The sequence below is a fragment of the Mycobacterium sp. NGS26 genome (genome assembly GCF_059813025.1).
The window spans coordinates 129,762-153,841 of record NZ_JCALDU010000004.1 but is presented as its reverse complement, the minus strand read 5'-3'; the positions used below and the strand labels follow the sequence as shown (position 1 = coordinate 153,841).

Annotated in this window: 26 protein-coding genes; 20 read left to right on the top strand and 6 right to left on the bottom strand. The window is 69.9% G+C overall.

What is annotated here, in order from left to right:
- Positions 1 to 11 precede the first annotated feature (11 nt).
- Both AC5Y6X_RS15095 and AC5Y6X_RS15090 read right to left on the bottom strand, forming a co-directional pair.
- Positions 12 to 1,517: a PE family protein gene (locus AC5Y6X_RS15095; RefSeq protein ID WP_499987226.1), complete on the bottom strand. Its 1,506-nt coding sequence runs from the start codon at positions 1,515 to 1,517 to the stop codon at positions 12 to 14.
- Positions 1,518 to 1,602: 85 nt separating this feature from the next.
- Positions 1,603 to 2,502: an alpha/beta hydrolase gene (locus AC5Y6X_RS15090; protein WP_499987225.1), complete on the bottom strand. Its 900-nt coding sequence runs from the start codon at positions 2,500 to 2,502 to the stop codon at positions 1,603 to 1,605.
- A gap of 97 nt (positions 2,503 to 2,599) precedes the next feature.
- Between AC5Y6X_RS15090 and AC5Y6X_RS15085 the strand changes: the two genes are divergently transcribed.
- From AC5Y6X_RS15085 to AC5Y6X_RS15075, 3 genes are read left to right on the top strand one after another with little or no spacing between them, the layout of a single operon-like run.
- Positions 2,600 to 3,700, top strand: coding sequence for an NAD(P)H-dependent amine dehydrogenase family protein (locus AC5Y6X_RS15085; RefSeq protein ID WP_499987702.1), 1,101 nt, complete (start codon positions 2,600 to 2,602; stop codon positions 3,698 to 3,700).
- Between the two features lie 27 nt (positions 3,701 to 3,727).
- Positions 3,728 to 4,468, top strand: a complete 741-nt coding sequence (locus tag AC5Y6X_RS15080) for a glucose 1-dehydrogenase (protein WP_499987223.1) — start codon at positions 3,728 to 3,730, stop codon at positions 4,466 to 4,468.
- Positions 4,469 to 4,489: 21 nt separating this feature from the next.
- Positions 4,490 to 5,830 (top strand): FAD-binding oxidoreductase, encoded by a 1,341-nt coding sequence (locus AC5Y6X_RS15075; RefSeq protein ID WP_499987222.1) that lies wholly within the window; start codon positions 4,490 to 4,492, stop codon positions 5,828 to 5,830.
- Between the two features lie 82 nt (positions 5,831 to 5,912).
- On the opposite strand, the gene AC5Y6X_RS15070 is transcribed toward AC5Y6X_RS15075, so the two are convergent.
- Genes AC5Y6X_RS15070 through AC5Y6X_RS15060 form a run of 3 tightly spaced genes read right to left on the bottom strand, consistent with a single transcriptional unit; the run spans position 5,913 to position 8,157 of the window.
- The gene (locus AC5Y6X_RS15070; RefSeq protein ID WP_324675334.1) at positions 5,913 to 6,449 is read right to left on the bottom strand and encodes a TetR/AcrR family transcriptional regulator; all 537 of its coding nucleotides are present in this window, start codon (positions 6,447 to 6,449) and stop codon (positions 5,913 to 5,915) included.
- A gap of 50 nt (positions 6,450 to 6,499) precedes the next feature.
- Positions 6,500 to 7,321, bottom strand: coding sequence for a thioesterase family protein (locus AC5Y6X_RS15065; protein ID WP_499987220.1), 822 nt, complete (start codon positions 7,319 to 7,321; stop codon positions 6,500 to 6,502).
- A 17-nt stretch (positions 7,322 to 7,338) separates the two neighbouring features.
- Complete coding sequence (locus AC5Y6X_RS15060) at positions 7,339 to 8,157, bottom strand: SMP-30/gluconolactonase/LRE family protein (protein WP_499987218.1); 819 nt, start codon at positions 8,155 to 8,157, stop codon at positions 7,339 to 7,341.
- Between the two features lie 141 nt (positions 8,158 to 8,298).
- On the opposite strand from AC5Y6X_RS15060, the gene AC5Y6X_RS15055 reads away from it, so the two are divergent.
- From AC5Y6X_RS15055 to AC5Y6X_RS15045, 3 genes are read left to right on the top strand one after another with little or no spacing between them, the layout of a single operon-like run.
- Positions 8,299 to 9,201, top strand: a complete 903-nt coding sequence (locus AC5Y6X_RS15055) for an acyl-CoA thioesterase (RefSeq protein WP_499987217.1) — start codon at positions 8,299 to 8,301, stop codon at positions 9,199 to 9,201.
- Positions 9,202 to 9,206: 5 nt separating this feature from the next.
- Positions 9,207 to 10,121: an LLM class F420-dependent oxidoreductase gene (locus AC5Y6X_RS15050; protein WP_499987215.1), complete on the top strand. Its 915-nt coding sequence runs from the start codon at positions 9,207 to 9,209 to the stop codon at positions 10,119 to 10,121.
- Complete coding sequence (locus AC5Y6X_RS15045) at positions 10,122 to 11,270, top strand: acyl-CoA dehydrogenase family protein (protein ID WP_499987213.1); 1,149 nt, start codon at positions 10,122 to 10,124, stop codon at positions 11,268 to 11,270.
- Positions 11,271 to 11,349: 79 nt separating this feature from the next.
- Here the strand turns inward: AC5Y6X_RS15045 and AC5Y6X_RS15040 are convergent, their stop codons facing one another.
- Positions 11,350 to 12,015, bottom strand: a complete 666-nt coding sequence (locus AC5Y6X_RS15040; RefSeq protein WP_499987211.1) for a DUF427 domain-containing protein — start codon at positions 12,013 to 12,015, stop codon at positions 11,350 to 11,352.
- A 109-nt stretch (positions 12,016 to 12,124) separates the two neighbouring features.
- Here AC5Y6X_RS15040 and AC5Y6X_RS15035 point away from each other — a divergent pair, with 109 nt between their 5' ends.
- The 14 genes from AC5Y6X_RS15035 (at position 12,125) to AC5Y6X_RS14970 (ending at position 24,063) form a co-directional block, all read left to right on the top strand.
- Complete coding sequence (locus tag AC5Y6X_RS15035; protein ID WP_499987210.1) at positions 12,125 to 12,637, top strand: hypothetical protein; 513 nt, start codon at positions 12,125 to 12,127, stop codon at positions 12,635 to 12,637.
- Positions 12,630 to 13,241: an RES family NAD+ phosphorylase gene (locus AC5Y6X_RS15030; RefSeq protein ID WP_499987208.1), complete on the top strand. Its 612-nt coding sequence runs from the start codon at positions 12,630 to 12,632 to the stop codon at positions 13,239 to 13,241. The genes AC5Y6X_RS15035 and AC5Y6X_RS15030 overlap by 8 nt, the downstream gene beginning before the upstream one ends.
- A 33-nt stretch (positions 13,242 to 13,274) precedes the next feature.
- On the top strand, positions 13,275 to 14,444 hold the full coding sequence (locus AC5Y6X_RS15025) for a CaiB/BaiF CoA transferase family protein (protein ID WP_499987207.1): 1,170 nt from the start codon (positions 13,275 to 13,277) through the stop codon (positions 14,442 to 14,444).
- A 71-nt stretch (positions 14,445 to 14,515) separates the two neighbouring features.
- Entirely contained in the window at positions 14,516 to 15,055 is a 540-nt protein-coding gene (locus AC5Y6X_RS15020; protein WP_499987206.1) for a hypothetical protein, read from the top strand.
- A 3-nt stretch (positions 15,056 to 15,058) separates the two neighbouring features.
- The gene (locus tag AC5Y6X_RS15015) at positions 15,059 to 15,763 is read left to right on the top strand and encodes an NIPSNAP family protein (protein ID WP_499987204.1); all 705 of its coding nucleotides are present in this window, start codon (positions 15,059 to 15,061) and stop codon (positions 15,761 to 15,763) included.
- Complete coding sequence (locus tag AC5Y6X_RS15010; protein WP_499987200.1) at positions 15,760 to 16,971, top strand: cytochrome P450; 1,212 nt, start codon at positions 15,760 to 15,762, stop codon at positions 16,969 to 16,971. Before AC5Y6X_RS15015 ends, AC5Y6X_RS15010 begins: the two co-directional genes overlap by 4 nt.
- Before the next feature lies 1 nt (position 16,972).
- Complete coding sequence (locus AC5Y6X_RS15005; RefSeq protein WP_499987199.1) at positions 16,973 to 17,950, top strand: zinc-binding dehydrogenase; 978 nt, start codon at positions 16,973 to 16,975, stop codon at positions 17,948 to 17,950.
- The gene (locus AC5Y6X_RS15000) at positions 17,947 to 18,687 is read left to right on the top strand and encodes an HpcH/HpaI aldolase family protein (RefSeq protein WP_499987197.1); all 741 of its coding nucleotides are present in this window, start codon (positions 17,947 to 17,949) and stop codon (positions 18,685 to 18,687) included. Before AC5Y6X_RS15005 ends, AC5Y6X_RS15000 begins: the two co-directional genes overlap by 4 nt.
- Positions 18,684 to 19,079, top strand: coding sequence for a nuclear transport factor 2 family protein (locus AC5Y6X_RS14995; RefSeq protein WP_499987195.1), 396 nt, complete (start codon positions 18,684 to 18,686; stop codon positions 19,077 to 19,079). The genes AC5Y6X_RS15000 and AC5Y6X_RS14995 overlap by 4 nt, the downstream gene beginning before the upstream one ends.
- Positions 19,076 to 19,807 carry an SDR family NAD(P)-dependent oxidoreductase gene (locus AC5Y6X_RS14990; protein ID WP_499987193.1) on the top strand — a complete coding sequence of 244 codons (732 nt, stop codon included), beginning with the start codon at positions 19,076 to 19,078 and terminating at the stop codon, positions 19,805 to 19,807. Before AC5Y6X_RS14995 ends, AC5Y6X_RS14990 begins: the two co-directional genes overlap by 4 nt.
- Positions 19,789 to 21,318, top strand: a complete 1,530-nt coding sequence (locus AC5Y6X_RS14985; RefSeq protein ID WP_499987192.1) for a flavin-containing monooxygenase — start codon at positions 19,789 to 19,791, stop codon at positions 21,316 to 21,318. The genes AC5Y6X_RS14990 and AC5Y6X_RS14985 overlap by 19 nt, the downstream gene beginning before the upstream one ends.
- The gene (locus tag AC5Y6X_RS14980) at positions 21,315 to 22,223 is read left to right on the top strand and encodes an alpha/beta hydrolase (RefSeq protein ID WP_499987190.1); all 909 of its coding nucleotides are present in this window, start codon (positions 21,315 to 21,317) and stop codon (positions 22,221 to 22,223) included. The genes AC5Y6X_RS14985 and AC5Y6X_RS14980 overlap by 4 nt, the downstream gene beginning before the upstream one ends.
- A 24-nt stretch (positions 22,224 to 22,247) precedes the next feature.
- Positions 22,248 to 23,555, top strand: coding sequence for a hydroxyacid-oxoacid transhydrogenase (locus tag AC5Y6X_RS14975; protein ID WP_499987188.1), 1,308 nt, complete (start codon positions 22,248 to 22,250; stop codon positions 23,553 to 23,555).
- Between the two features lie 10 nt (positions 23,556 to 23,565).
- Complete coding sequence (locus tag AC5Y6X_RS14970; RefSeq protein WP_499987187.1) at positions 23,566 to 24,063, top strand: acyl-CoA thioesterase; 498 nt, start codon at positions 23,566 to 23,568, stop codon at positions 24,061 to 24,063.
- Positions 24,064 to 24,080: the final 17 nt, after the last annotated feature.

Sequence of the window (24,080 nt, the reverse complement as noted above, 5' to 3'; positions counted from 1 at the left end):
GCCGCCGGCCGTCAGTGGATGGGCGGAATCAGGTGCAGCAGGTCCCCGGTGACGCCGCTGAGCACCGACAGCCCCGTCACGCTCGGCTGGCCCAGGAAGAAGTTCAGGTTCGGATCGATGGACGGGAGATACGGGTAGGCGGTCGGCAGCGCGGACTGCGGCAGCAGCCCGAGATCCACCAGCGCCGACTGGGGCCCCTGCACGGACCCGAGGAGCAGGTCGGGGCCGGTGGTGAACGGGTTGACCACCTCGAACAGACCGGCCGGGGTGGGTACGTTCGCGTAGTTCAGGCCGGGCCCGTAGGAGCCGTAACCCAGGTCGACGAGCACCCGCAGATCGGGCTGGACCACGTCGGCGAGGGGATTGCCGGCGAACGGGATGTCGCGAAGCGGCTGCAGCAGCGGCAGGTTCTGCGTCAGCAACTCGTAGTACTGGGTGCTGCCGGTGTAACCCGGCGACGTCGGCAACTGCACCGCGTTGGCGAGCTGGGCGGCCGTCAGCGTGGGATAGGTGTGGTGCAAGGTCAGGGCGCCCGCGAAGGCATTGGCGTCCGACACGAAATTCAGCGGGTATTGCGGCGCGTTGGCGATGCCGTCGTACTGGACCGTGAAAATGCTCGTCGCGTAGGGGGAAAGCGGCGGCGTCGCGCCGTTGAACGGCACGTCCAGGAACGGCAGGTAAAACCCCGGGAAGCGCTCCAGGATGCCGCCGACGGGGTTGTTGGGATCCGCGAGCAGCATGAAGGACAGGTCGCCCTGATACGGCGAGCCCGCCGCCATCAGCGCGCTGATCTCGTTGGTGGCGACGGTGGCGCTCTGCGAGTAGCCGACGACCAGGGCGCTGTTTCCCTGGGTGAGCACCCCGGTGGGGCCGACGAGCGCGGTGTTGAGCAGGTTCACGCCCTGCGAGACCGATTGCCCGAACGTCAGGTTGCCGAGATTGGGGGTGATCGGCCAGAACTGCTCGGGGGTGAACAGGCCCTGCGGAATCGCCCCGGCGAAGGCAGGGTTCGGCTGGATGAACGAGTTGAAGATGCTTGCCACGTAGCCGGGATTCGGCGTCGGGTTACCGGTGCCGCCCATGATCAACGCGATCAGCGGGTCCGCCGACGTCGCGTTCGACATCGACGTCATCGATGACAGCGACGACATGGGCATCATCGCGCTGAGCCCGCCGGGTCCGCCGGTGCCGGCCGCCGCCGTCAGCGCGTTCGGCGGCCCGATCATCAGGGACGAGTTGGCGGCCTCGGCGTCCAGGTAGGCATTTCCCGCGGACGCCAGCGCCTCGGTGAACTCGTTGTGGAACGCCGTGGCCTGCGACACGACCGCCTGGTACTCCTGGCCGTAGGCGCCGAACAATTTGGCGATGGCCGCCGACACCTCGTCCTCGGCCGCCGGAACCAAGCCGGTGGTCGGCCCAGCCGCGGTAGAGCTGGCGGTGCTGATTGCCGAACCGATGTTCTCCACATCCGCGGCCGCGGCCGCCAGCGTTTCCGGGGTGGTGACTACGTACGACATCGCCCCGTCCTTCTCGCCATCTCCCCATTCCCCTGGACTCGAGACTGAGCATAGGACGGCCCCCGCGGGGCGTCCCCCGTTTCGGCTAAGTCGGTGCTGCGGGAGTCAGGTGCTTGTCGAGGAAGGCGATCTGGTCGGCGACCACCCGCTCGAAGGCGTCGCCGACGTATATCTCGAAGTGGCCCTCGGGGTACGTCCTGACCTCACCGCGCGGGGCCCGCGCGGCATGGCGCAGCGTGGCGCCGGCGGGGGCCACCGAGTCGGTTTCGCACACGCAGAACAGGATTGGGCAGCGGACCTTCGCGGCGAGGCGGCCCGGGCGGTAGGTGGCGACCTTGAGCCCGATGCGGGCGGCGACCTCGTTGGCCACGGTTTGGCCCTCGGGGATCAGCCGCAGGTAGCCCGGGTACGCGTCGGGTGCGGTCATCAACGCGACCTCGCCAGGCCTGCCGGCCGTGGGGATCATCACCGGCGGCCTTCCGGCGATGGCCCCGACGGCGTCGCGAATCGCCCGCGCGGTGATGCGTGCGACGGTCACCGGGCTGATCGCGCGCAGGGAGGCGATGCCGTCGGTGTACGGGCACTGGGCCACGGCGGCGGCGATGCGCGGCAGCCGGGCCGCCGTGGCGATGACGTGTCCACCTCCAAAAGACGTGCCCCACAGGCCGATTCGGTTGGGGTCTATGCCGGGCAGGGTGCGGGCGTAGTCCACGGCCGCGGCCCAGTCGGCCAGCTGCATGCCGATGTCGAGCAGCTGACGCGGCCGGCCCCCGCTGTCGCCGAAGTTGCGGTAGTCGAACACCAGGCAGGCGTAGCCGGCCGCGCTGAACCGCTCGGCGTAGGCGTCCAGCCGCATGGTGCGCACCGCGCCCAGCCCGTGCGCCATCACCAGCAGCGGCGTGGGGTGGGCCGCGGCCGGCCGGTAGAGCCACGCGCTGATCCGGTCGGCGCCGGACGCGAACCGGACATCCTCGCGCTGTGTCATGGCGCCCATTCTGCCTGCCCGAATGCCGCCGCGAACTGTGGACTAGTGTCTGGAAAGGTTTTCCAGCTTCTTACCGGTTTGATGGATGGAGACTCTGATGGCGATCCGCGTCGCGCACGTCGGCACCGGGAATGTCGGGGGCCTGGCGTTGGCCGAACTCATCACCAATCCTCAGTTCGAACTGACGGGCGTGTGCGTGTCCACACCCGAAAAGGTGGGCAGGGACGCCGGAGAACTGTGCGGCGTCGGCCTGGACGGGGGCGTCAGCACGGGCGTCGCGGCCGTCGGAAGCCTCGACGAGATCCTGGCGACCGACCCCGACTGCGTCGTGTACTGCGCCATGGGCGACACCCGGATGCCGGACGCGATGACGGATGTGATGCGCATCCTGGCCGCCGGCGTCAACCTCGTCGGGTCTTCGCCCGGCCTGCTGCAGTACCCGTGGGGCGTGCTGCCGGCGAAATACATCGAGCCTGTGGAAGCCGCTGCGCGGCAAGGCAATTCGAGCCTGTTCATCAACGGAGTCGACCCCGGTTTCATCAACGACCTGCTCCCGTTCGCGCTCTTCGGGACCTGTCAGCGCGTCGAGCAAGTGCGGTGCCTGGAGATCCACGACTACGCGGGTTACAACGGCCGGGAAGTCATGCACTACATGGGGTTCGCCCGGCCCCTGGACGAGGTGCCGATGCTCCTGCAACCGGGCGTGCTGGGCATCGCCTGGGGAGCGGCGATCCGTCAGCTGGCGGCCGGCCTCGGCGTCGAGGTCGACGAGATCACCGAGTCGTATCAGCGCGCGCCGGCGCCGGAAGACTTCGACATCGCGGTGGGACACGTCGCCAAGGGCACGCAGGCCGCGCTGCAGTTCGAGATCCGCGGCATGGTCGGCGGGCATCCCGCCATCGTGATCGAGCACGTCACCCGGCTGCGCCCCGACCTGAAACCCGAGTGGCGGCAACCGGCTTCGGGCGGCGGCTCGTATCGCATCGAGATCACCGGGGAGCCGTCGTACGCCGTGGACGTCGTTCCGAGCAGCCGCAAGGGCGACCACAACCACGCCGCGATCGCCGGCGCCGCGGGCCGCATCGTCAACGCCATCCCGGCGGTGGTCGCCGCGCCGCCCGGGATCCGCACCACCCTCGACCTGCCGCTGGTGACCGGCAGGGGCCTGTACGCGCCAAACACCTTGGTGGCCACCTAAATTGGACCGAATCGAAAGGAGACCCGCGTGGGACGGGTAGACGGCAAAGTCGCACTGATCAGTGGTGGTGCCCGCGGGATGGGCGCGTCGCACGCCCGCCTGCTCGCGGAGGAGGGCGCCAAGGTGGTGATCGGCGACATCCTCGACGACGAGGGCAAGGCGCTGGCCGACGAAATCGGCGAGTCGGCGCGCTACGTCCACCTCGACGTCACCCAGCCCGACCAGTGGGACGCCGCGGTCGCAACGGCCACCGGCGAATTCGGCAAGCTCGACGTGCTGGTGAACAACGCTGGCATCGTCGCGCTCGGTCAGCTGCGGAATTTCGATCTGGGCAAGTGGCAGAAGGTCATCGACGTCAACCTGACCGGGACTTTCCTGGGCATGCGGGTGGCCGTCGACCCGATGACCGCGGCCGGGGGCGGCTCGATCATCAACGTGTCGTCGATCGAGGGGCTGCGCGGCGCGCCGGCCGTGCACCCCTACGTCGCGTCGAAATGGGCGGTGCGCGGCCTGGCCAAGTCGGCGGCGCTGGAGCTGGCGCCGTTCAACATTCGGGTCAACTCGATACACCCCGGCTTCATCCGCACCCCGATGACCGAGAAGCTGCCCGAGGACATGGTCACCGTGCCGCTGGGCCGCCCCGGCGAGGCGCGGGAGGTGTCCACGTTCGTGCTGTTCCTCGCCAGCGACGAGTCGTCGTACACGACCGGCAGCGAGTTCGTGATGGACGGCGGGTTGGTGACCGACGTGCCGCACAAGGAGTTGTAGGGCGGTGCTATAACCGCGAGCATGCTGCGCGGCCTGGCGGATGCGGTCGGATCGAGTCACGTCGTCACCGATCCCGACGTCCTGGCCGGCCGCAGCGTCGACCACACCGGGCGCTACCGGGGCCGGGCCAGCGCGCTGGTGCGGCCGGGCTCGGCCGAGCAGGTCGCCGAGGTGCTGCGGGTGTGCCGCGACGCCGGGGCGCACGTCACGGTGCAGGGCGGCCGGACCTCGCTGGTGGCCGGAACCGTTCCCGAGCACGACGACGTGCTGCTGTCCACCGAGCGGCTGAGTGCTGTCGGCGAGGTCGACACGGTCGAGCGCCGCGTCTCGGTCGGCGCCGGCGCCACCCTGGCCGCGCTCCAAAGCGCCTCTGCCGCAGCGGGTTTGGTGTTTGGCGTGGACCTGGCGGCCCGGGACACCGCGACCGTCGGGGGCATGGCCTCGACGAACGCCGGCGGGCTGCGCACGGTCCGGTACGGCAACATGGGCGAGCAGGTCGTCGGCCTGGAGGTGGCGCTGCCCGACGGCTCGCTGCTGCGCCGGCGCAGCGCGGTGCGGCGCGACAACACCGGCTACGACCTGCCGGCGCTGTTCGTCGGCGCCGAGGGCACCCTCGGCGTCATCACCGCGCTGGACCTTCAGCTGCACCCCACCCCGTCGCACCGGGTGACGGCGGTGTGCGGGTTCGACGACCTCGAGCCGCTCGTCGAGGCCGGCCGGGCGTTTCGGGACGTGGACGGGATCGCCGCGCTGGAGCTGATCGACGGCCGCGCCGCCGCGCTGACCGGCGAGCGCCTCGGGGTCGGCGCGCCGGTGGACGGCGACTGGCTGCTGTTGGTGGAGCTGGCCGCCGACCACGATCAGACCGATCGGCTCGCCGGCCTGCTCGACGGCGTGCGGATGTGCGGCGAGCCGGCGGTGGGCGTGGATGTGGCCGCGCAGCAACGGTTGTGGCGGGTCCGCGAGTCGCTCGCCGAGGTGCTCGGCGTGTACGGGCCGCCGCTGAAGTTCGACGTTTCGTTGCCCTTGGCGGCAATTGGTGGCTTCGCCCGGGAGTCGGTCGCGCTGATCGCGGCGACCGATCGCGAGGCGCTGCCGGTGCTGTTCGGCCACATCGGCGAGGGCAACCTGCACCTCAATGTGCTGCGCTGCCCGGCCGAGCGGGAGGCGGCGCTGTACGGGCCGATGATGGAACTCATCGCGCAGTGCGGCGGCAACGTCAGCTCCGAGCACGGCGTCGGCAGCCGCAAGCGCGCGTACCTCGGAATGTCAAGGGAGGCAGCCGACATCGCCGCGATGCGGACGGTCAAGGCGGCGTTGGACCCGACCGGCTACCTCAACGCCGCGGTGCTCTTCGACTGATCCGTCTTCGCCGCGAGCGTGCGCAGTTGTACGCATACGCACGGCGTGTCGTGTGCAAACCCGCACGCTCGCGGCAAACGGACTAGCTGCCCTTGATGCCGACGGCGTGACGCAGCTGGGCCAGGAATTGCTCGGCGTCGTCGCTGCGCACGATGTAGTGCGAGATGGCGATCCGGATCACCGTCGCCGCCTTGACGGCGGCGTTGGGGCCGGGAAGGTGCCGCTGCAGGCCGTCGCGCATCTGCGGGATGACGCGGGAGAACTGGGCGATGGTGTGCTCGGGTTCGACGTCGACCATGCGCACCCCGGAGTACGAATGCTGGTACTCCACGATGAAGCGCAGCACGGCGTCGAGCTTGTCGACGCCCTTGAGGCCCGCGGTGGCCTTGACCAAACCGCTTTCGAACAGCTGCCGCTCGTATTGCGAGAACGCGGACAGCAGCTCCTCTTTGGAGGCGAACCAGCGGTACAGCGTGGGGCGCGACACGCCGGCCTGCGCGGCGACCTCGGACAGGCTGAGCTTCGTCTTGCCGTTGCGGCCGAGCACCTCGGCGGTCGCCAGCAGGATCCGCTGGCGCGTCGAGGTGTCGGCGTCGGTCGCCGCAGCCGGAACGGTCATATCTCAAACTTTACGAAGTATTGCCGAGGTGTCACGATTTCTGCTCCGGGTCAGGACCGCTTGGGCCGCCGGCGCACCAGCACCGCCTGCTGGATGGCGCCGACCGCGCCCCGCTCGTCGAAGAGCGTGCCGACCGTCGTGCCGACGCCGTCGGGCCCGTAGCTGGTCTCCGCGCGAATGCCGATCCAGTCGCCGTCGGGAACGCGGAACACGTGCACGGCCAGGTCGGTGTTGACGAACGTCCACTTGCTGATGTCCAACTTGCTGCCGATGCCGTTGGCACAGTCGGCCACCGCGAACAGTCGCTCCAGCGGCGTCATGGTCTCACCCTTGACGAGGTCCACGGTCGGCTTGATCCAGGATTCGCCGGGGCCTTCGCACAACGGCTCGGTGAGCCACAGCCAGTCCAGGCTGTGCACGTAGTTGCGGTCCCAATCCAGCGGCTTCATGTCGCGGCTGCGGGCCTCGGTCCGGGGCCGGGGCAGGGGCGCCGGGGAATGCGCCACCGCCTCGGTGTCGTGGTGCTGCAACCGCCAGCCGCTGGCGCGCGCCACCGGCCGCGGCTCGCCATCGGGGCCGGGGGCCAGCAGCTCGGCGCCGACCAGCTCGATCTGCTTGCCGCCGCGCAGCACCCGCGAGGTGACCCACAGGTCGCCCTCCGCCGGCACCCCGCCCAGCAGGTCGATGACGACCCGCGACAGCCGGGTGTCGTCGCGCCGCTCACACCGCTCCAGCGCCCGGACCAGCAGCGCCGACACCGGCCCGCCGTGCTGTATCGCGGCCGACCAGGTGCCGCGCGCCAGGTCGGTGGCACCGAACTTCTCGCCCAGCGCGCCGGCCGGGTCGATGAGCTCGTAGTAGGAGTCGGTCATCGTCCACCTTTCGGGTGTCAGGGCAGGCCGGCGCCGGGGGTGGTCACCGTGACGGCGTCCAGCCGGGAGAGCCGGGTGCCGGCCAGGCGCTGGGGATACGCGTCGATGCTCGACAGCAGGAACAGCGTGCGGCGCTCAGGGCCGCCGAGCGCGCAGGCGATGGCGACACGCTCGCCCATGTCGATGCGGTCGGTCACCGCGCCGCCCTCGGTGACCCGCTCGAACTGGTGGGCCAGCGTCATCGACGTCCACACCGCGCCGTCGGCGTCCAGCGCGATGCCGTCGGGTGGGCCGTCGAGGCCGTCGGCGAAGGTCCGGCGGTCGTGCAGCGCGCCGTCCTCGCCGATGGTGAACGCGGTCAACCGCCGGCCGACCGACTCGGCGACGATCAGCGTCTTGCGGTCCGGCGTGATGACCATCCCGTTGGGGAAGTCGAGGTCCTTGGCGACGACGGCGGCGCCGCCGTCGGGGTCGAGGCGGACGATCACCCCGCCGGAGAAGGCCTGCGACCCGATGTAGGCGCGCCCGGCATCGTCGACGACCATGTCACCGAGGTTGGCCGGGGTGATGTCGCTCAGATCGGCGATGGTCACGACGGTCTCGCCGTCGTAGCACAGCACCCGGCGGTCTTCGGTCGAGGCGATCAGCAGCGACCCGTCGGGCCGGAAGCCCAGCCCGGACGGCGAGTGACCGGGCAGCGGCAGCGTGGTCAACGAGCCGCCCATGGTCGACGTGTGCACGGCCTCGCCCAGCATGTCGGAGAACCACAGCAGGCCCTCGAACCAGCGCGGGCCCTCGCCGAAGCAGAAGCCGTTGGCGACCGGCTCGGGGATCATCCGCCCATGCCTTTACAAAACACCGCAAAAGTGTCACGCACCGCGGGTACCGGTGTCAATTTGCCGCGCCCGCGCATTGTTAGCCCACCTTTACAAATCCTACTCAAAGTGTCACGCTGAGCCGTGAGCTGCTAGCGAGAGGTGGAGTGCGCTTTGAGCAAGGTTTCCGAGGAATCTCAGCAGACCGAGTGGACGGTGCAGGGCCTGCTGGACCTGTTCGACGTGCGGGCCGACGGGCAGGACCGGTTCACCGGCGACACCGGCATCGCCGTCGGCGACGAGCGGCAGGTGGTCGAGGGCACCCAGGTGCTCGCCCAGGCGATCGTCGCGGTGGCCAAGCGATTTCCGGACAAGTCGGTGCGCTCGGCGCACGCGGTGTTCTCCCGCGCCGTCGCCGTCGGCCCGCCCATCGAGCTCGTCCTCGACGTCGTCGCCGAGGGCCGGTCCACCGCCACCGCGGTGGTCGCGGTGCATCAGAACGGCCGGCGCTGCCTGAGCATCACGGTGCTGGCCGACGTCCCGACCGCCGACGTCATCCGTCACCACCTGCCGCGGCCCGACGTCGCCGCGCCCGCCGACGCAAACGTGTCCGAGATGCCGATGGTCGGCCGCGAACTGCGCCTGGTCGACGTGGTCGACGTCAACAGCCCCGACGAGGTCGGCCCGCCGGAGCTCTACGCGTGGCTGCGCTACGACCCGATCCCGACGCGCGACGACCTGGCCAAGGCGCTCCTCGCGTATTTCACCGGGCACCTTGGCATTTCGACCACCATGCGGGCGCACCCGGGCATCGGCACCGCCCAGGCGCACCTGACGGTGTCCACCGCGCCGATGAGCATCTCGGTCGCGTTCCACGAGCCGGTGCGTTGGGACGGGTGGCTGCTGTACACGCACGAGAGCACCCAGGTCGGCGCGGGAATGTCGTACGTGCGCGGCACCGTGCATTCGGAGGAGGGCGAGCTGCTGTGCTCGTTCGCGCAGGAGGCGCTGATCCGCCCGCTGCGCACCAGCGACACGGCGATCGACTCGCGCGCGCGATTCTGACCGCCATGCGCTTCACCATCACGCACCCGATGCACAGCCATCCGTACAACCCGGAGCTGGCGAGCGGGGACGGCATCGGGAAGGTGGCGGCGGCCACCGAGGCGGCGGGGATTCACGGCTTCGGGTTCACCGACCATCCGGCGCCGTCGCAGCGATGGCTGGAGGCCGGTGGGCACGACGCGCTGGATCCTTTTGTCGCACTGGGTTTCGCGGCGGCGACGACGACGACGCTGCGGCTGATCCCCAACATCGTGGTGCTGCCCTACCGAAACCCGTTCGTGGTGGCCAAGTCCGGCGCCACGCTCGATCTGCTCTCCGGTGGCCGGTTCACGCTCGCGGTCGGCGTGGGTTACCTCAAGCGCGAGTTCGCGGCGCTGGGTGTCAGCTACGACGAGCGCGCGGAGCTGTTCGAGGAGGCGCTGCAGGTGATCCGGGCGATCTGGACCACCGACGACATCTCGTTTGAGGGAAGGCATTTCAGCGCGCGCGGCATCACCGCGCATCCCCGGCCGGTCAGCAGCCCGCCGATCTGGATCGGCGGTAACACCACGGCGTCCCGGCAGCGGGTCGCGCAGTACGGCGACGGGTGGTGCCCGTTCCCGGCCCCGCCACAGCTGGCGCAGACGGCCGGCACCGCCGTCATCGATTCGGTGCAGCGCCTCACCGACGGCATCGAGGACCTGCGGCGCCGCTGCGACGCGGCCGGCCGGGACTGGTCCGCGATCGACATCACCTTCACCAACTTCGATGGCGGCAGCCCGGCCGGCGACGAATTCAACGCCGACGCTTACCTCGACGGCCTGGAAAGGCTCGCCAAAATCGGGGTGACCTGGGTCAGCGTCGGCCTGCCCGGCGACAGCATGGCGCACGCGCTCGACACCCTCGAGCGTTTCCGAACCCTCGTGATCGACGCGCTCTAGATGGACTTCTCACACGTCGAACTCAGCCCCGAGGACCAGGCGTTCCTCGACGAGACCCGGGCATTCATCGCCAAGCACGTCACCGACGACGTGCTGCGCCGCCAGCGCGAACTCGGCGAAAACTTCGACGAGCGAGTGCATCTGGCGCTGGGCGAAGCCGGATACCTGGCCGCGGATTGGAAGTCGGAGTCCGAGGGCGGGTTCAGCCCGGTGCGCCGGCGCATCTTTGCGCTCGAGATCGCCCGCGCCCACACGCCCTGGTACCACTGGGGCACCACCTCGGTCGTCGCGCGGCTGGTGCAGCAATTCGGCGCGCCCGAGCTCGCCGACAGGGTCGTGCCCGGCGTGCTGTCCGGCGACATCCGGCTGTGCCTGGGCTACACCGAACCCGAGGGCGGCTCGGACGTGGCCACCTGCAAGACCCGGGCCGTGCGCGAGGGATCGAGCTGGATCATCAATGGCTCCAAGATGTTCACGTCGAACGCGCAGAACGCCCGGTACGTCTTCCTGCTCACCAACACCGACCCGCAGGGCCCCAAACACAAGAACCTGACCATGTTCCTGGTGCCGCTCGACTCGCCGGGCATCGAGATCCAACCCATCCGCACCCTGGACGGCGACCGCACCAACATCGTCTACTACAGCGACGTTCGCGTCGACGACCTCTACCGCATCGGCGAGGTCAACGGCGGCTGGACGGTGATGCGCGCGGCGCTGGACTCCGAGCACGGCATGGTCGACCCCGAAGACCATGGGCTGCAATACGTTGCGGCGATGGCGGCTCACGGCGACCTGATGGCCGAGGTGGTCGACACCGTCGCGGCGCTCGTCGCCCAGGTGGACGACGAGTCGGTGAAGTATCGGCTCGGGCGGGCCGTCGCGCGGATGGAGGCGGCGCTGTCCACGCCCGGGATGTTCGGGCGCGTCGCGATCGCGCAGACGATGCGCGACATCTCCCCCGATTTGATGGACATCCTGGGAACGGCGTCGGCGCTGCCCGCCGACGCCCCCGGCTCCGCCTCCGACGGCGCCGCGGAACACCTTTACCGGCTGGCGCTGCCGCTCGGGATCTACGGCGGCACCCTCGAGGTGTTCCGCAACATGATCGCCCAGCACGCGCTCAAGCTCGGGCGCCCGAGCTACTCCTGACGTTGTCAGGCTTTCCGCGAGACTGTAACTACCGACGCCGCTACTCGGGCGATGCGTAGTGGAATACAGTTTCGCGGGGCTAGGTGGGTGGCAGCTCGGCGACGACGTCGGCGCGGGCGTCGTCGAAGCTGAAAAACCCTTTGATGGGAAGGCTTTCCGGGGGCGGATCCTCGTAGCTCCAGGCGACGTCTTCGATGGCGCCGACGGACCAATACGTCGCAAAGCCCTTGTAGTTGCAGTAGCTCGAGGTCTCCGACCGTCGCAGCAGGTCGGTGCGCACGTGCCCGGGGTCGACGTAGAGCCGCGGCGGCAGCGCGGTCTCGAAGAGGATCACCGTGTCGTCCGTGTCCACCAGCGTGGTGCCGGCAACCGCGACGCGCAGGCGACGCTTCGTCGGTCGGCAGTCGACGCGGTGGTACGGATTCGGCGGGTAGTGAACGAGTTTGCGGCCCTCCTCGACCCAGGTGTCCACGGCGCCCCACGGCACGTGGACGAAGCCCGGCGCCTCCGGCTCGGGTTCGCCTGCCAGGTCGCCGACCTCGTCGACCGGGAAGACGTAGCTGAGCGGATGACCGCGCCGGTGCACCAGCAGCGCCCGCTCGGTGTCGATCACCGGGCGCCCGTTGCGTAGGGCCTGCACGCGCCGCGGATGTGGCTCGATGTACACCACGTCGGCGGGCAGCGGCGGAATGAACCGCCCGGCGGGATCGCCGCTGAGCGGACCACGTCCGGCTACCAGACTCATGGCGATCCTCCTAAGGTTCCCGCGCGATCGCCCCAATCGTACTTGCTCGGCACAACCCGGCGGCTTGTTACAATTGTTTCAATTGTAAGCACCGACGTACGATGGCTGTATGCCTCCAGTCGCCCTGCTTGTCAGCCAAGTCGAGGAAAGAGCTCGACGCGATCCCGATTTCGCCGAGCTCCTCGAGGACCTACTCGACGCGCCGACGGCGCCGAGAGAACAGCTGGAACGAGTCGCCGCCCGCAAGCTCAACGACGAGCGCCGCAGCGGTCTGATGAGCGATTTCCTCGAGGGCGCGATCTCGACGCGAGACGCCCAATCCCGCCTGGGATACGACTCACCTCAGGCGATCCACCAGCTTCGCCGGCGCGGCCAACTCCTTGGCTTGACCGTCGGCAACAACACGTGGTTCCCGGCCTGGCAGTTCGAGTCCGATCGATTGCGTTCAGATTTACCCGAAATCCTCGAGCTGCTCGGACGGTTCACGTCCGATCCCGTTGTGGGCGATCGAATCATGCGCATCAAGCGTGACGACTTGGCGGGTGCGTCGATCTCGCAGGCGCTGCGTCGCAAGAAGACCGCAAGGACTGCGCGGCAGCTGCTGATCGCCGTCGGTGCCTAGCCTTCCGGCTGGATATCGGGGCTCGCTCCCGTTCGACCGCCCCGTCGGCCTTGCCAGTCGAATTGTTCGCGCGGGCGCCGAAATTTGGCGGGTTGACGGCGCTGAACCCGCCGACTGGAATTGGGGCGGATTTGCCGAGCCTCGCTATAGGTTCGATCCAGCGTCAGGCGGTTTTCGTACCCGCTATGCCGCCACCGCCTGTGCGGGCGCCTTCCGCGAACGCTATCGAGACAGCGGCCGGACCGTCCCCGCCGATCACGCGTCGCATTACCTGATCAGGCTCGTGGCTGCGCGACCGTTGCGGGTCCTGGACCTCAGGACCCAGCGAAACCTTGACGCCCTTGACGTCGACGATCAGATCAGCACCGGGCAGAAGAACCAGGTTTGGAAGAGGTGTCAGCAGCTGGCCGACGCCGCTCGACGCTGGTGGCCCGACCTCGATGCAATCGTGTACCGCTCACGAACCACGCCCCAAACCTCAACCAATTACGCGTTCTTCTCCCATGAAGCATTGACGACAGAGTCGTGGGTGCTCGCGGATCGGACCGACATACTCGTCGACTTGGTGCTGCGCCATGATTTCACAATCAATTGGACGCTGTGAGGGGCTCCGGCGGCACGGAGTAAGAAGTAACCCATGGCGGGACCGGTGGAAGGCATCAAGGTCGTCGAGCTCGGAGTCTGGGTGGCCGGGCCGGCCGCCGGCGGCATCCTGGCGGACTGGGGCGCCGACGTCGTCAAGATCGAGTCGCCGAGCGGTGATCCGGGGCGCATGTTCGGCCGGATGCTGGGCTGCGATCTCGGGGTCAACCCGCCGTTCGAGATGGACAACCGCTCCAAGCGCAGCATCGTGTTGGACCTCGCCACCGAAGCGGGACACCACACCGCGTTCGAATTGCTCGCGGGCGCAGACGTTTTCGTGACCAACGTACGCCCGGGCGCGCTGCGACGGCTGGGCCTCGACTTCGAGCCGGTCTCCGCCCACAACCCCCGCCTGGTGTACGGCCTGATCACCGGGTACGGCGAAACCGGGCCCGACGCCGAGCGCGCCGCCTACGACGTCGCGGCGTTCTGGTCGCGCGCCGGCGTCGCGCACCTGCTCACCCGGCCGGGCGACACCCCGCCGTTCCAGCGGGGCGGCATGGGGGACCATTCGGCCGGCATGACCCTGGCCGCCGCCATCTGCGCGGCGCTGCTCGCCCGCGAACGCACCGGAACCGGCCAGCTGGTGACCACGTCGCTGTACCGCCAGGGCGCCTACACCGTCAGCTTCGACATCAACACCTACCTGATGACCGGCCAGCCGATCGCGATCGGGCAACGCGAAACCATGGGCAACCCGTGCATGAACAACTACACCGCCGGCGACGGCCGCCGGTTCTGGATCGTCGGCCTCGAGGGCGACCGGCACTGGCCCCCGCTGTGCCGCGCCGTCGGCCACCCCGAGTGGCTCGACGATCCCCGATTCGGCGATGCCCGCGCCCGCGCCGTCAACGGGGTGGCGCTCATCGCGGAGTTGGACGCGATCTTCGCGACCAAATCGCTCGACGAATGGGCCGAGATCTTCGCGAAGGAACCCGACTTCTTCTGGTCGCCCGTCAACAGCATCGAGGACGTCGTCGCCGACGAGCAGTTCCACGCCGCCGGCGCGATCGTCGACGTCCCGGGCGACCAATCCGGCGTGCCGATGGTGGCGACGCCGGCGGATTTCCATGGCACGCCGTGGGCACCGCGTTCCGCGGCACCGGAACTCGGCCAGCACACCGACGAGATCCTGGCCGAACTCGAGGCGCGCCGCCGGCCCTGAGCCGGCACCGAACCTTTACAAATTTACGTCGAAGTGTAAGGCTGTCCGTTGAGTCGGCGAGGAACGGATTGATGGTCACTGCATACATCGGCGAGAGCAGCCGGATCGGCGCCGCGCGGGCGGGCCGAGCGGACGGCGAGTGCCTCCGCTATCGATTGGACGTCGTGGCGGCCGGCGGGGCCGACGTCGTGCAATCGGCCGGGGGCTGGCTTTACGACCGGGTGATGGCCGGGTGGGAGGTGACCGCGGCGCTGCCGCGCGGCTGCGACCCGCGGCCGCTGCGGATCCTCGGGGTGGCGACGGCGGAGCTGGGGGCGCAGTTGGCGGGCCCGACGAGCCAGGGCCTGGCCGTCGGCGCCGAGGCGTTCGCCGCGGATGAACGGGTGCGCGAGCGGGTGCTCGAGTCGCTGGACAACGGCTTGACCGAAGTCGCGTTGTGGGGCGACGGGTGGCCGCTGGGAGTCAATCGCGCGATGACCAGGGCGCAGCACGTGCTGAGCGCGGCGGCGCGCACGTTCAAGGGCCACGCCCTCGCGGCGGCCGGGATCCCGTGCGCGCCGGTCGATCCCACCGAGCCGCTGCTGTGCAACACCCGTTCGCGGCTCGACTAGACCATGAAGAAGTACTACGGCCATACGCTGCTGTATCTGCACGAGACGATCTCGCTCGGCTCCGGACGCAGCGATCGATTCACCGAAGTCTTCACCGACACCTACCAGCCGATGATGGCCGACCTCGGCGCCCGGCTGTTCGCGATCTGGGAATCCACCCCCTACAACGGCCACTGGCCGCAGGTGACGATCATCTGGGAGATCGACGCCTTCGCCGACTACGCCAGGATCGGGGCGGCGCAGGCACGCGGCGGCAGTCACGAGGCCGCGGCCGGAAAGTGGTCGGCGTTCCTGGCCGACATCGGCGCCTCGGGGGAGGGGCGGATCATGTACCCCGGACCCAGCAACAAGACGCTGGCCCAGCTGCGCGAGGCCAATTTCGCTGCGCCGCTGGTGATTCAGGAGATCATGCAGACCAAGCCCGGACGCCAGGACGACTACATCCGCGAGCTGGAGCGGCTCTACGTGCCGTGGTCGGAGCGCACGGGCAAGCGCTGGCTGGGCTCGTTCACCACGACATTCCGCTACAACGAGGTCATCCACTACTGGGCGCTCGACGGCGGCTGGGAATGCTTCGCCAACCACTACCCCTCGTGGAAGGACAGCCCGCCCGCCGAGATCGTCACCTGGATGAGCGTCGCGCCCGCGCTGCGCGACGGCTGGGAGGACTCGATCCTGCAGGCCCTACCGCCCTCGCCGCTGCAGTGAGCTTTTCGTACGATCCGTTCGATGCGGAAGTGATGGCAAACCCGTTGCCGTACTACCGAATCCTGCGCGACGAGCACCCGCTGTACTACATGCCGCAGTGGGACACCTACGCGCTGTCCCGCTTCGACGACATCTGGCGGGTGCTGGAGGTGAACGACGGCACGTTCGTCGCCTCCGAGGGGACGCTGCCCGCGGCATCGGTGTTGGCCGAGCACAACGACGGGCCGGTCGCCGACCCGCCGCTGCATCCGCTGCCGTTCCACGCGGTGTTCGACGCCGGCCTGTACGGCGAGATCCGTCGCGCCCACACCCAGCCGCTGCGGCCCCGGGCCGTCGCCGGGCTGCGGGACCGGATCCGCGCGCTGGCCAACGAACGGCTCGACCTGCTGCTGCCGCGGGGTTCGTTCGACCTGACCCAGGACTACGGCGGCGTCGTGGTCGCCTCGATCGTGTGCGAACTGCTCGGCATCCCAACCGATCTCGCGCCGCAGGTGCTGGCCACGGTCAACGCCGGCAGCCTCGCCGAGCCCGGCGTCGGGGTCGAGGTCGCCGAGGCCCGGCCGAACTATCTGGAATACCTCGTGCCGTCCGTGCAGCGTCGCCGCAGCGACCCGTCCGGCGACGCGCTGCCCGTCGTCGACGGCCTGCTCGGCTACCGACTGCCCGACGGCAGCGCGCTGTCCGACGTCGAGGCCGCGACGCAGATGCTGTGCATCTTCATCGGTGGGACCGAGACCGTGCCGAAGATCGTCGCGCACGGGCTGTGGGAACTGTCCCGGCGGCCCGACCAGCTCGCCGCGGTGCGCGCCGACGCACGCGCCAACGTGCCGATCGCGCGGGAGGAGATGATCCGGTTCTGCGCGCCCGCGCAATGGTTCGCCCGAACGGCGCGGAAACCCTTCACCATTCACGGCGAGACGATCCGGCCCGGCCAGCGGGTCATCACCCTGCTGGCGTCGGCCAACCGCGACGAGCGGGAGTACGAACAGCCCGACGAGTTCGTCTGGAACCGGCCCATCCGCCGCTCGCTGGCGTTCGGTCGCGGCCAGCACTTCTGCATCGGTTACCACCTGGCCCGGCTGGAAATCGATGTGCTGCTGCAAGAATGGCTCCGCCGGGTGCCGGACTACGCGATCCAGGCCCACGCAGCGACCCGGTTGCCGTCCAGCTTCCAATGGGGCTGGAACAAGATCCCGGTGGAGGTCTGACGTGTGGTCCTACCGGATCGTCGCTCCCTACCTGTTCGAGCGGACGTCGATCGCCGACAAGACCCCCGACGGCCTGGCCGACGGCCAGGTGCTGCTGCGGTTCCTGGCCGCGGGCGTGTGCGGCAGCGATCTGCCCGCCTTTCGCGGCGCCCGCGGCCGGCTGCCCGGGGACGACGGCCCCAGCGCCGCGGAGAAGGACGGGTTCCCGATCCACGAGGTCGCCGGCGAGGTGATCGCCAGCCGGCATCCCGAGCATCGCCCCGGCGACCGGGTGGTGGGCTGGGCCTCCGGGTTCGACGGCCTGATGGAGCGCGTGGTCACCGACGGCGACGGGCTGGCGCCGTATGACCCGGCGCTGACCCCGGCCGAGGCGGTCGGCCTGCAACCGCTGGCGTGCGTGCTGTATGCCTGCGAGCAGATACCCGACCTGGCCGGCCGGCACGTCGCGATCATCGGTCAGGGCTCGATCGGCCTGCTGTTCTCCTATGTCGCCAAGGCGGCCGGCGCCCGCCGCGTCACCGGCGTCGACCCCGTCGACCGGGCAAGTGTCGCAACGACATTCGGCGTCGACGACCCGGTGCGCGCCACCAGCGACCGCTGGGTCGGCCGGCTGGCGCCCGCGGACCGGGCCGACGTCGTCATCGAGGCTGTCGGTCACCAGGTGGCCACCCTCGGGCACGCCATCGAGGCCGCCGCGCCCGGCGGCACCGTCTTCTACTTCGGCGTTGCCGACGACGACGCCTACCCGATTAGCATGCGACTCATGCTGCGCAACAACCTGACGCTGAAATCCGGTGTGACACTTGACCGGCGGCGGGTGCTGGAACTCGCCGGCAAGTTCGCCGCGGACCACCCCGGGCTGCTCGGCTCCTACCTCACCCACACCTTCGGTGTCCAGGACGTCCAAGACGTCCAGGGCGCGTTCGAGCTGGCCTGCCGGCCCGATCCGCGGCGCATCAAGATCGCGATCGCCGAATGAGCGTCTTCGACCCCAACCGCCAAACCCCGGCCTGGGGCGGCTGGATCACCGGCCCATCGCTGATCGGGCCGGAGGAATTCGCCGGCGCCGGCTACGACTACCTGGGATTCGATGCCCAGCACGGGTACCTGGACGACGCCGACATCGCCGGCGTCCTGCGGCGCATCGAGCACGTGCCGATTGCCACCGTGGTGCGCCTGCCCAACGCCGACGCCGCACCCATCGGGCGGGTGCTGGACGCCGGCGCCGACGCCGTCGTCATCGCCATGATCGAGTCGGCCGACCAGGCCGCCGCGGCCGTGGCCGCCACCCGCTACCCGCCGGCGGGCGTCCGCAGCTTCGGCCCGCTGCGCGCCGGGCTGGGCCTCGACCCGGCCGCGCACGAATCCCGGGTGAGCGTGTTCGCGATGATCGAGACCGCCGCCGCGCTGTCCGGCCTCAGCGAGATCTGCGCCGTCGAGGGCCTGACCGGAATCTACGTCGGGCCGGCCGATCTGGCGATCTCGCTCGGTGTCGACGTCGTCGGGGCGACCAGGCATCCCGACGTGCTCGACGCGATCGTGCGAATCCATCGCGTCGCGACCGACGCCGGGCTGGTCACCGGGATCCATGCCGGCACGGGCAAGGCGGGTCGCGCCATGGCGCAGCTGGGATTCCGGATGATCACCCTGGCCGCCGAATCGCAGGCGCTGCGGCGCGGCGCGGCGGAGCACCTACGCGAGGCGACCGGACAGTGACCGACGACCGGGTCATTCGCGAACTGATCGCCGGCTACGCGCTGGCCCTCGACGCGGGGGACGTTGACGGGTGCGTGCGGCTGTTCACCGACGACGCCGAATTCCTGGTCTACGGAAGGTCTTTCGCCGGGCACGACGGCATCGCCAAGATGTTTCGGGACGCGCCGCGCGGGCTGCACCTGACCGGCGTCTCACACGTCGACGTCCACGACGACACCGCGTCGGCCCGCTCGCAGGTGCTGTTCGTCCGGGCCGGCAGCCTGCAGCTGCGCCCCGCCCTCTACGACGACGAGCTGGTCCGCGTGGACGGGCGCTGGCTGTTCCGGCGGCGGCGGTGCCGATTCGTCACCAGCGCCGGACTGGCCGACAGCCCCGAGGTCCCGTCGGCATGACCGCGCAGCGCGTCGCCCTGGTCACCGGCGCCGCCGGCGGCCAGGGCTGGGCCGTCACCAAGCGCCTTCGCGCGGACGGGTATTCGGTGGCCGCCTGCGATCTCAGGTCCGACGAATTGACGAGCGCGGTCGACGAGCTGGGCGACGACGGGGTGATCGCAATCCGGCTCGACGTCACCTCACCCGAGCAATGGGACGCGGCCGTCGAACGCGCCGTCGACCGGTTCGGGTCGCTGAGCGCACTGGTCAACAACGCCGGTGTTCTGCACCGGGCATCGCTGGCCGACGAGACGGTCGAGGGCTTCGAAAAGTCCTGGCGCGTCAATTGTTTGGGTGCGTTCCTGGGCATTCAGGCGACGCTGGCGCAGCTGCGCGCGGCCGGGCACGCGGCCGTCGTCAACATCTGCAGCACCGGCGCGATCCGCCCCTTCCCGCGGCACGCCGCGTATGGCTCCGCGAAGTGGGCGCTTCGCGGCCTGACCCAGAACGCCGCCGCCGAGCTCGCACCGCTCGGCATCCGGGTCAATGCCGTGTTCCCCGGGCCCATCGCGACGCCGATGCTCGACGACGCGACCCAGTTGCGGCTGGCCGCGTCGTCGGCGTTCGGCCGGATCGGCCAGCCGGCCGAGATCGCCGACGCCGTCGCGTTCCTGGTCTCCGAGCAGGCGTCGTTCATCACCGGCTCGGAGTTGGTCGTCGACGGTGGGCAATGCCTGCAGATCCGATGAGCGACGGCCTCTCGGTGGGCATCATCGGCGCCGGCCCCGGCGGGATAGCGCTGGGAATCTTGTTGCGGCGAAACGGGTTTCACGACTTCACCATCTTCGACCGCGAGGACGACGTCGGGGGAACCTGGCGGATCAACACCTATCCCGGCCTGGCCTGTGACGTCAAGTCGCACCTCTACTCCTACTCGTTCGACCTGAACCCGCACTGGTCGCGGCTGTGGTCGCCGCAGCCCGAGATCCTGGCATACTTCCAGCGCTGCGCCGACGAGTACGGCCTGCGGCCGCATCTGCGGCTGCGCACCGAAATTCGTTCCGCGAGCTGGGATGACGAGACGCGGCGATGGTGCCTGACGGCCGCGGACGGCGCGCGGCATCACTTCGACGTCGTGGTCTCCGCCGTCGGCTTGTTCACCCGGCCGCTGCTCCCGGCGCTCGTCGAACAGGAGCCGTTCACCGGGACGCTGATGCACTCGTCGCGATGGGACCACTCGGTCCCGCTCGAAGGCAAGCGGGTCGCGGTGCTTGGGACGGGGTCGACGGCCTCGCAACTGGTGCCCGAGCTGGCCAGGGTCGCCGGCAAGGTGTATTCGGTGCAGCGATCGCCGACCTGGATATTGCCCAAGCCGGACCGGGATTACACGCGCCGGGAGCGCTGGACCTTCGAGCACGTGCCGTTCGCCAAGAAGCTGTACCGGGCCCGGCTGTGGCTGCGCAGCGAATCCAACATCTCGGTGATCGAGCACGGCAGCGAAAAGACCGAAGAATTCACCCAACTCGCCCTGCGCATGCTCGAAAAGACCATCGACGACGAGGAATTGCGGCGCAAGCTGACCCCGGACCACCCCATGGGCTGCAAGCGGCTGGTGTTCTCGTCGGACTACCTGCCCGCCTTGACCCGGCCCAACGTCGAGGTGGTGAACAGCCCGGCGCGCTACCTGCGGGCGCGCTCCCTGATCACCGAGGACGGCACCGAGCTCGAGGTGGACGTCGTGGTGTGCGCCACCGGTTACGCCGCGGCCGACTACCTGGGCCAGCTGGACGTGTCCGGGGAGAACGGGACGACGCTGCGGGAGGCCTGGAGCGACGGGGCGCACGCATACCTCGGCATGGCGGTGCCCGGGTTCCCGAACTTCTTCATGCTCTACGGGCCGAACACCAACGTCGGCTCCAACAGCGTGATCTTCATGCTGGAGGCCCAGGCCCGCTACATCGTCCGCGCCCTGAAATACCTGCGGCGCAAGCGAAAGAGTTACATCGCGGTGCGGCCCTCCGCGATGGCCGAGTTCGTCGCCAAGGTCGACCGCTGGATGGCCGGCACCGTGTGGACAACCCAGTGCAGCAACTACTTTCGCGCGCCCAACGGGCGCGTGGTGACGCAGTGGCCGCGAAGCGCCCGCAGCTTCTGGGCCATGACGCGCAGGTTTCGGCCCGCCGACTTCAGCTTCGCGCCCCCGGCCGGGACCGCCGCGCCCGGCGACGCGGTCACCGCCCTGGACGGGCACAGCCGATGATGGACGGCTTCGAGCGACTCGATCCCGCGCTGCGCGCGATCGCCGCGCGGACGGACTTCGCTCTCGACTCGATTGAGCTGACGCGCGAACAGCTCAACCAGCGCCGCCGCGAGGCCGCGCATAACACCGACACCCAAGGCGTGCGGATCGTCGACGACACCGCGGGCGGTGTCGCGGTGCGCATCTATCGCGGCGCGGACGCGAATCCGGCGCCGGCGCTGGTCTACTGCCACGCCGGCGGGTTCGCGCTGGGGAACCTGGACACCGATCACCGGCAGTGCGTGGAGCTGGCGCGCCGCGGCCGCTGCACCGTGGTGTCGGTCGACTACCGGTTGGCCCCCGAGCATCCGTACCCGGCCGCGCTCGACGACGCGATCGCCGCGCTGCGCTGGGTGGCGGCCCATGCGACGGAACTCGGCGTCGACCCCGCGCGCGTGGCCGTCGGGGGCAGCAGCGCCGGCGCCACCCTGGCCGCGTGCCTCGCGCACGGCGTCGCCGGCGGGCCGCCGGTCGTGTTCCAGTTGCTGCATCAGCCCGTGCTCGACGACCGGGCCACCGCGTCGAAGGCGGAGTTTCGCACCAGCCCGGCCTTCGACGGCGAGGCGGCGGAGCTGATGTGGCGCCACTACCTGGGCCCCGATCGGGGCGGGGCCGGATCCGCCGTGCCCGCACGCCGGGCCCAATTGCGTGGCCTGCCACCGGCTTTGATCACCTGCGCGGAGATCGATCCGTTCCGCGACGAGGCGGTCGACTACGCGATGGCGCTGCTGCGCGCCGGGGTGTCCGCCGAGCTGCATGTGTTCCCGCGGGCCTGCCACGGGTTCGATTCGCTGCTGCCGGACTGGTCGGCCTCGCAGCGGCTGTTCGAGCTGCAGGGCGACGCGCTGGTGGGCGCCCTGTCGTGAGCGCCGTCTGACAGGATAGCGAGCATGGCGTCCTGCGATGTCCCAATCGCCGCCGAGGACTGCGACGGAGCCTTCACCGTCGACGCGTCCCGGGTGACGTTCGGGCGCGGTTGCCTGGCGGAGGCGGGGGACCGGGCCAGGGCGCTGGGGCTGCGGCGGGTGGCGTTGTTCTCCGACGCCGTCGTGGCCGGGCTGCCCATCTTCGCCAAGACGCGCGACTCGCTGGCAGCGGCCGGGCTGGACGTAATCGCTTACACCGCAGTGCATGTCGAGCCCACCGACGCGTCGTTTCTGGACGCGGCCCGCTTCGCCCGCGAGTGCGACCCCGACGGGTACGTGTCGCTGGGCGGCGGCTCGGTCATCGACACGTGCAAGGCCGCCAACCTGTACGCCACCCATCCCGCCGACCTGCTGACCTACGTCAACGCGCCCATCGGCGAGAGCAAGCCCGTGCCCGGCCCGCTGCGGCCGCACATCGCGTGCCCCACCACGGCGGGCACCGGCAGCGAGGTCACCGGCATCGCGATCTTCGACCTCATCTCGCTGAAGGCCAAGACGGGGATCGCCTCGCACGCGTTGCGTCCCACGGAGGCACTCGTCGACCCCGACTGCACCGCGACCCTGCCCGCCGAGGTCGTCGCCGCGGCGGGGCTCGACGTGCTGTCGCACGCCTTGGAGTCCTACACCGCGCGGCCCCACACCAAACGGCGTGCACCCGAACGGCCCAGCCTGCGGCCCATGAGTCAGGGCGCCAACCCGTGGAGCGACCTGGGCTGCCGCGAGGCGTTGCGCCTGCTGGGGCGGTTCCTGGAGCGCGCCGTCGACGACGCCTCCGACGGCGAGGCCCGCGAGCAGATGATGTGGGCGGCAACGCTTGCCGGCATCGCGTTCGGCAACGCCGGCGTGCACGTGCCGCACGGCATGGCCTACGCGGTCGCGGGGCTGGTGCGCGACTACCGCCCCCCGGGCTACCCGGCCGACGAGCCGCTCGTGCCGCACGGCATGGCGGTCATCCTCAACGCGCCGTCGTCGTTCCGTTTCACGGCGGAGGCGAGCCCGGAGCGGCACCTTCAGGGTGCGCGGCTGCTCGGCGCTGACACCCGGGGCGCCGACGCGAAGGACGCGGGCGAGGCGCTGGCCGGCGAGCTCATCCGCATCATGCGCGCGGTGCGCATGCCGAACGGGCTCGGCGCCGTGGGCTACACCGACGACGACGTCGCGGCCCTGACCGCGGGCGCCTACCCGCAGCAGCGGCTGTTGCAGAACGCCCCGCGGGAGATGGACAAACCGGTTCTGGCGGACCTGTTTCGGCAAGCCATGCGGTACTGGTAGTCAGGACAGCATGGCTTCGGTCCCAGTGGTTCCGCCCGCGCCGGACGGGCTCACCAGCCACGACTTCCCGGTGCTGTGGCCCGTGCTGACCCGGTGGGCCGACAACGACATGTTCGGCCACCTCAACAACGCGGTGTACTACCAGCTGTTCGACACGGCGATCAACGGCTGGATCAACACCAGCGCCGGCGTCGACCCGCTGGCCATCCCGTCGCTGGGCATTGTCGCCGAGTCGGGCTGCCGCTACTTCTCCGAACTGCATTTCCCGGAACGGCTCGTCATCGGGTTGGCGGTCACCCGCCTCGGCCGCAGCAGCGTGACGTATCGGCTCGGCGTGTTCCGGGCCGCCGAGGAGCTGGCCGCCGACGAGGCGCAGGCCGTCACCGCCCTGGGGCACTGGGTGCACGTCTACGTCGACCGGGCGAGCCGCAAGCCGGTGCCGATCCCCGACGCCATCCGCGCGCTGCTGTCGACGGCCCGCGTGGCACCGGCAGAGCCCCGTAAATAGAAGCAATATGCTTCGGC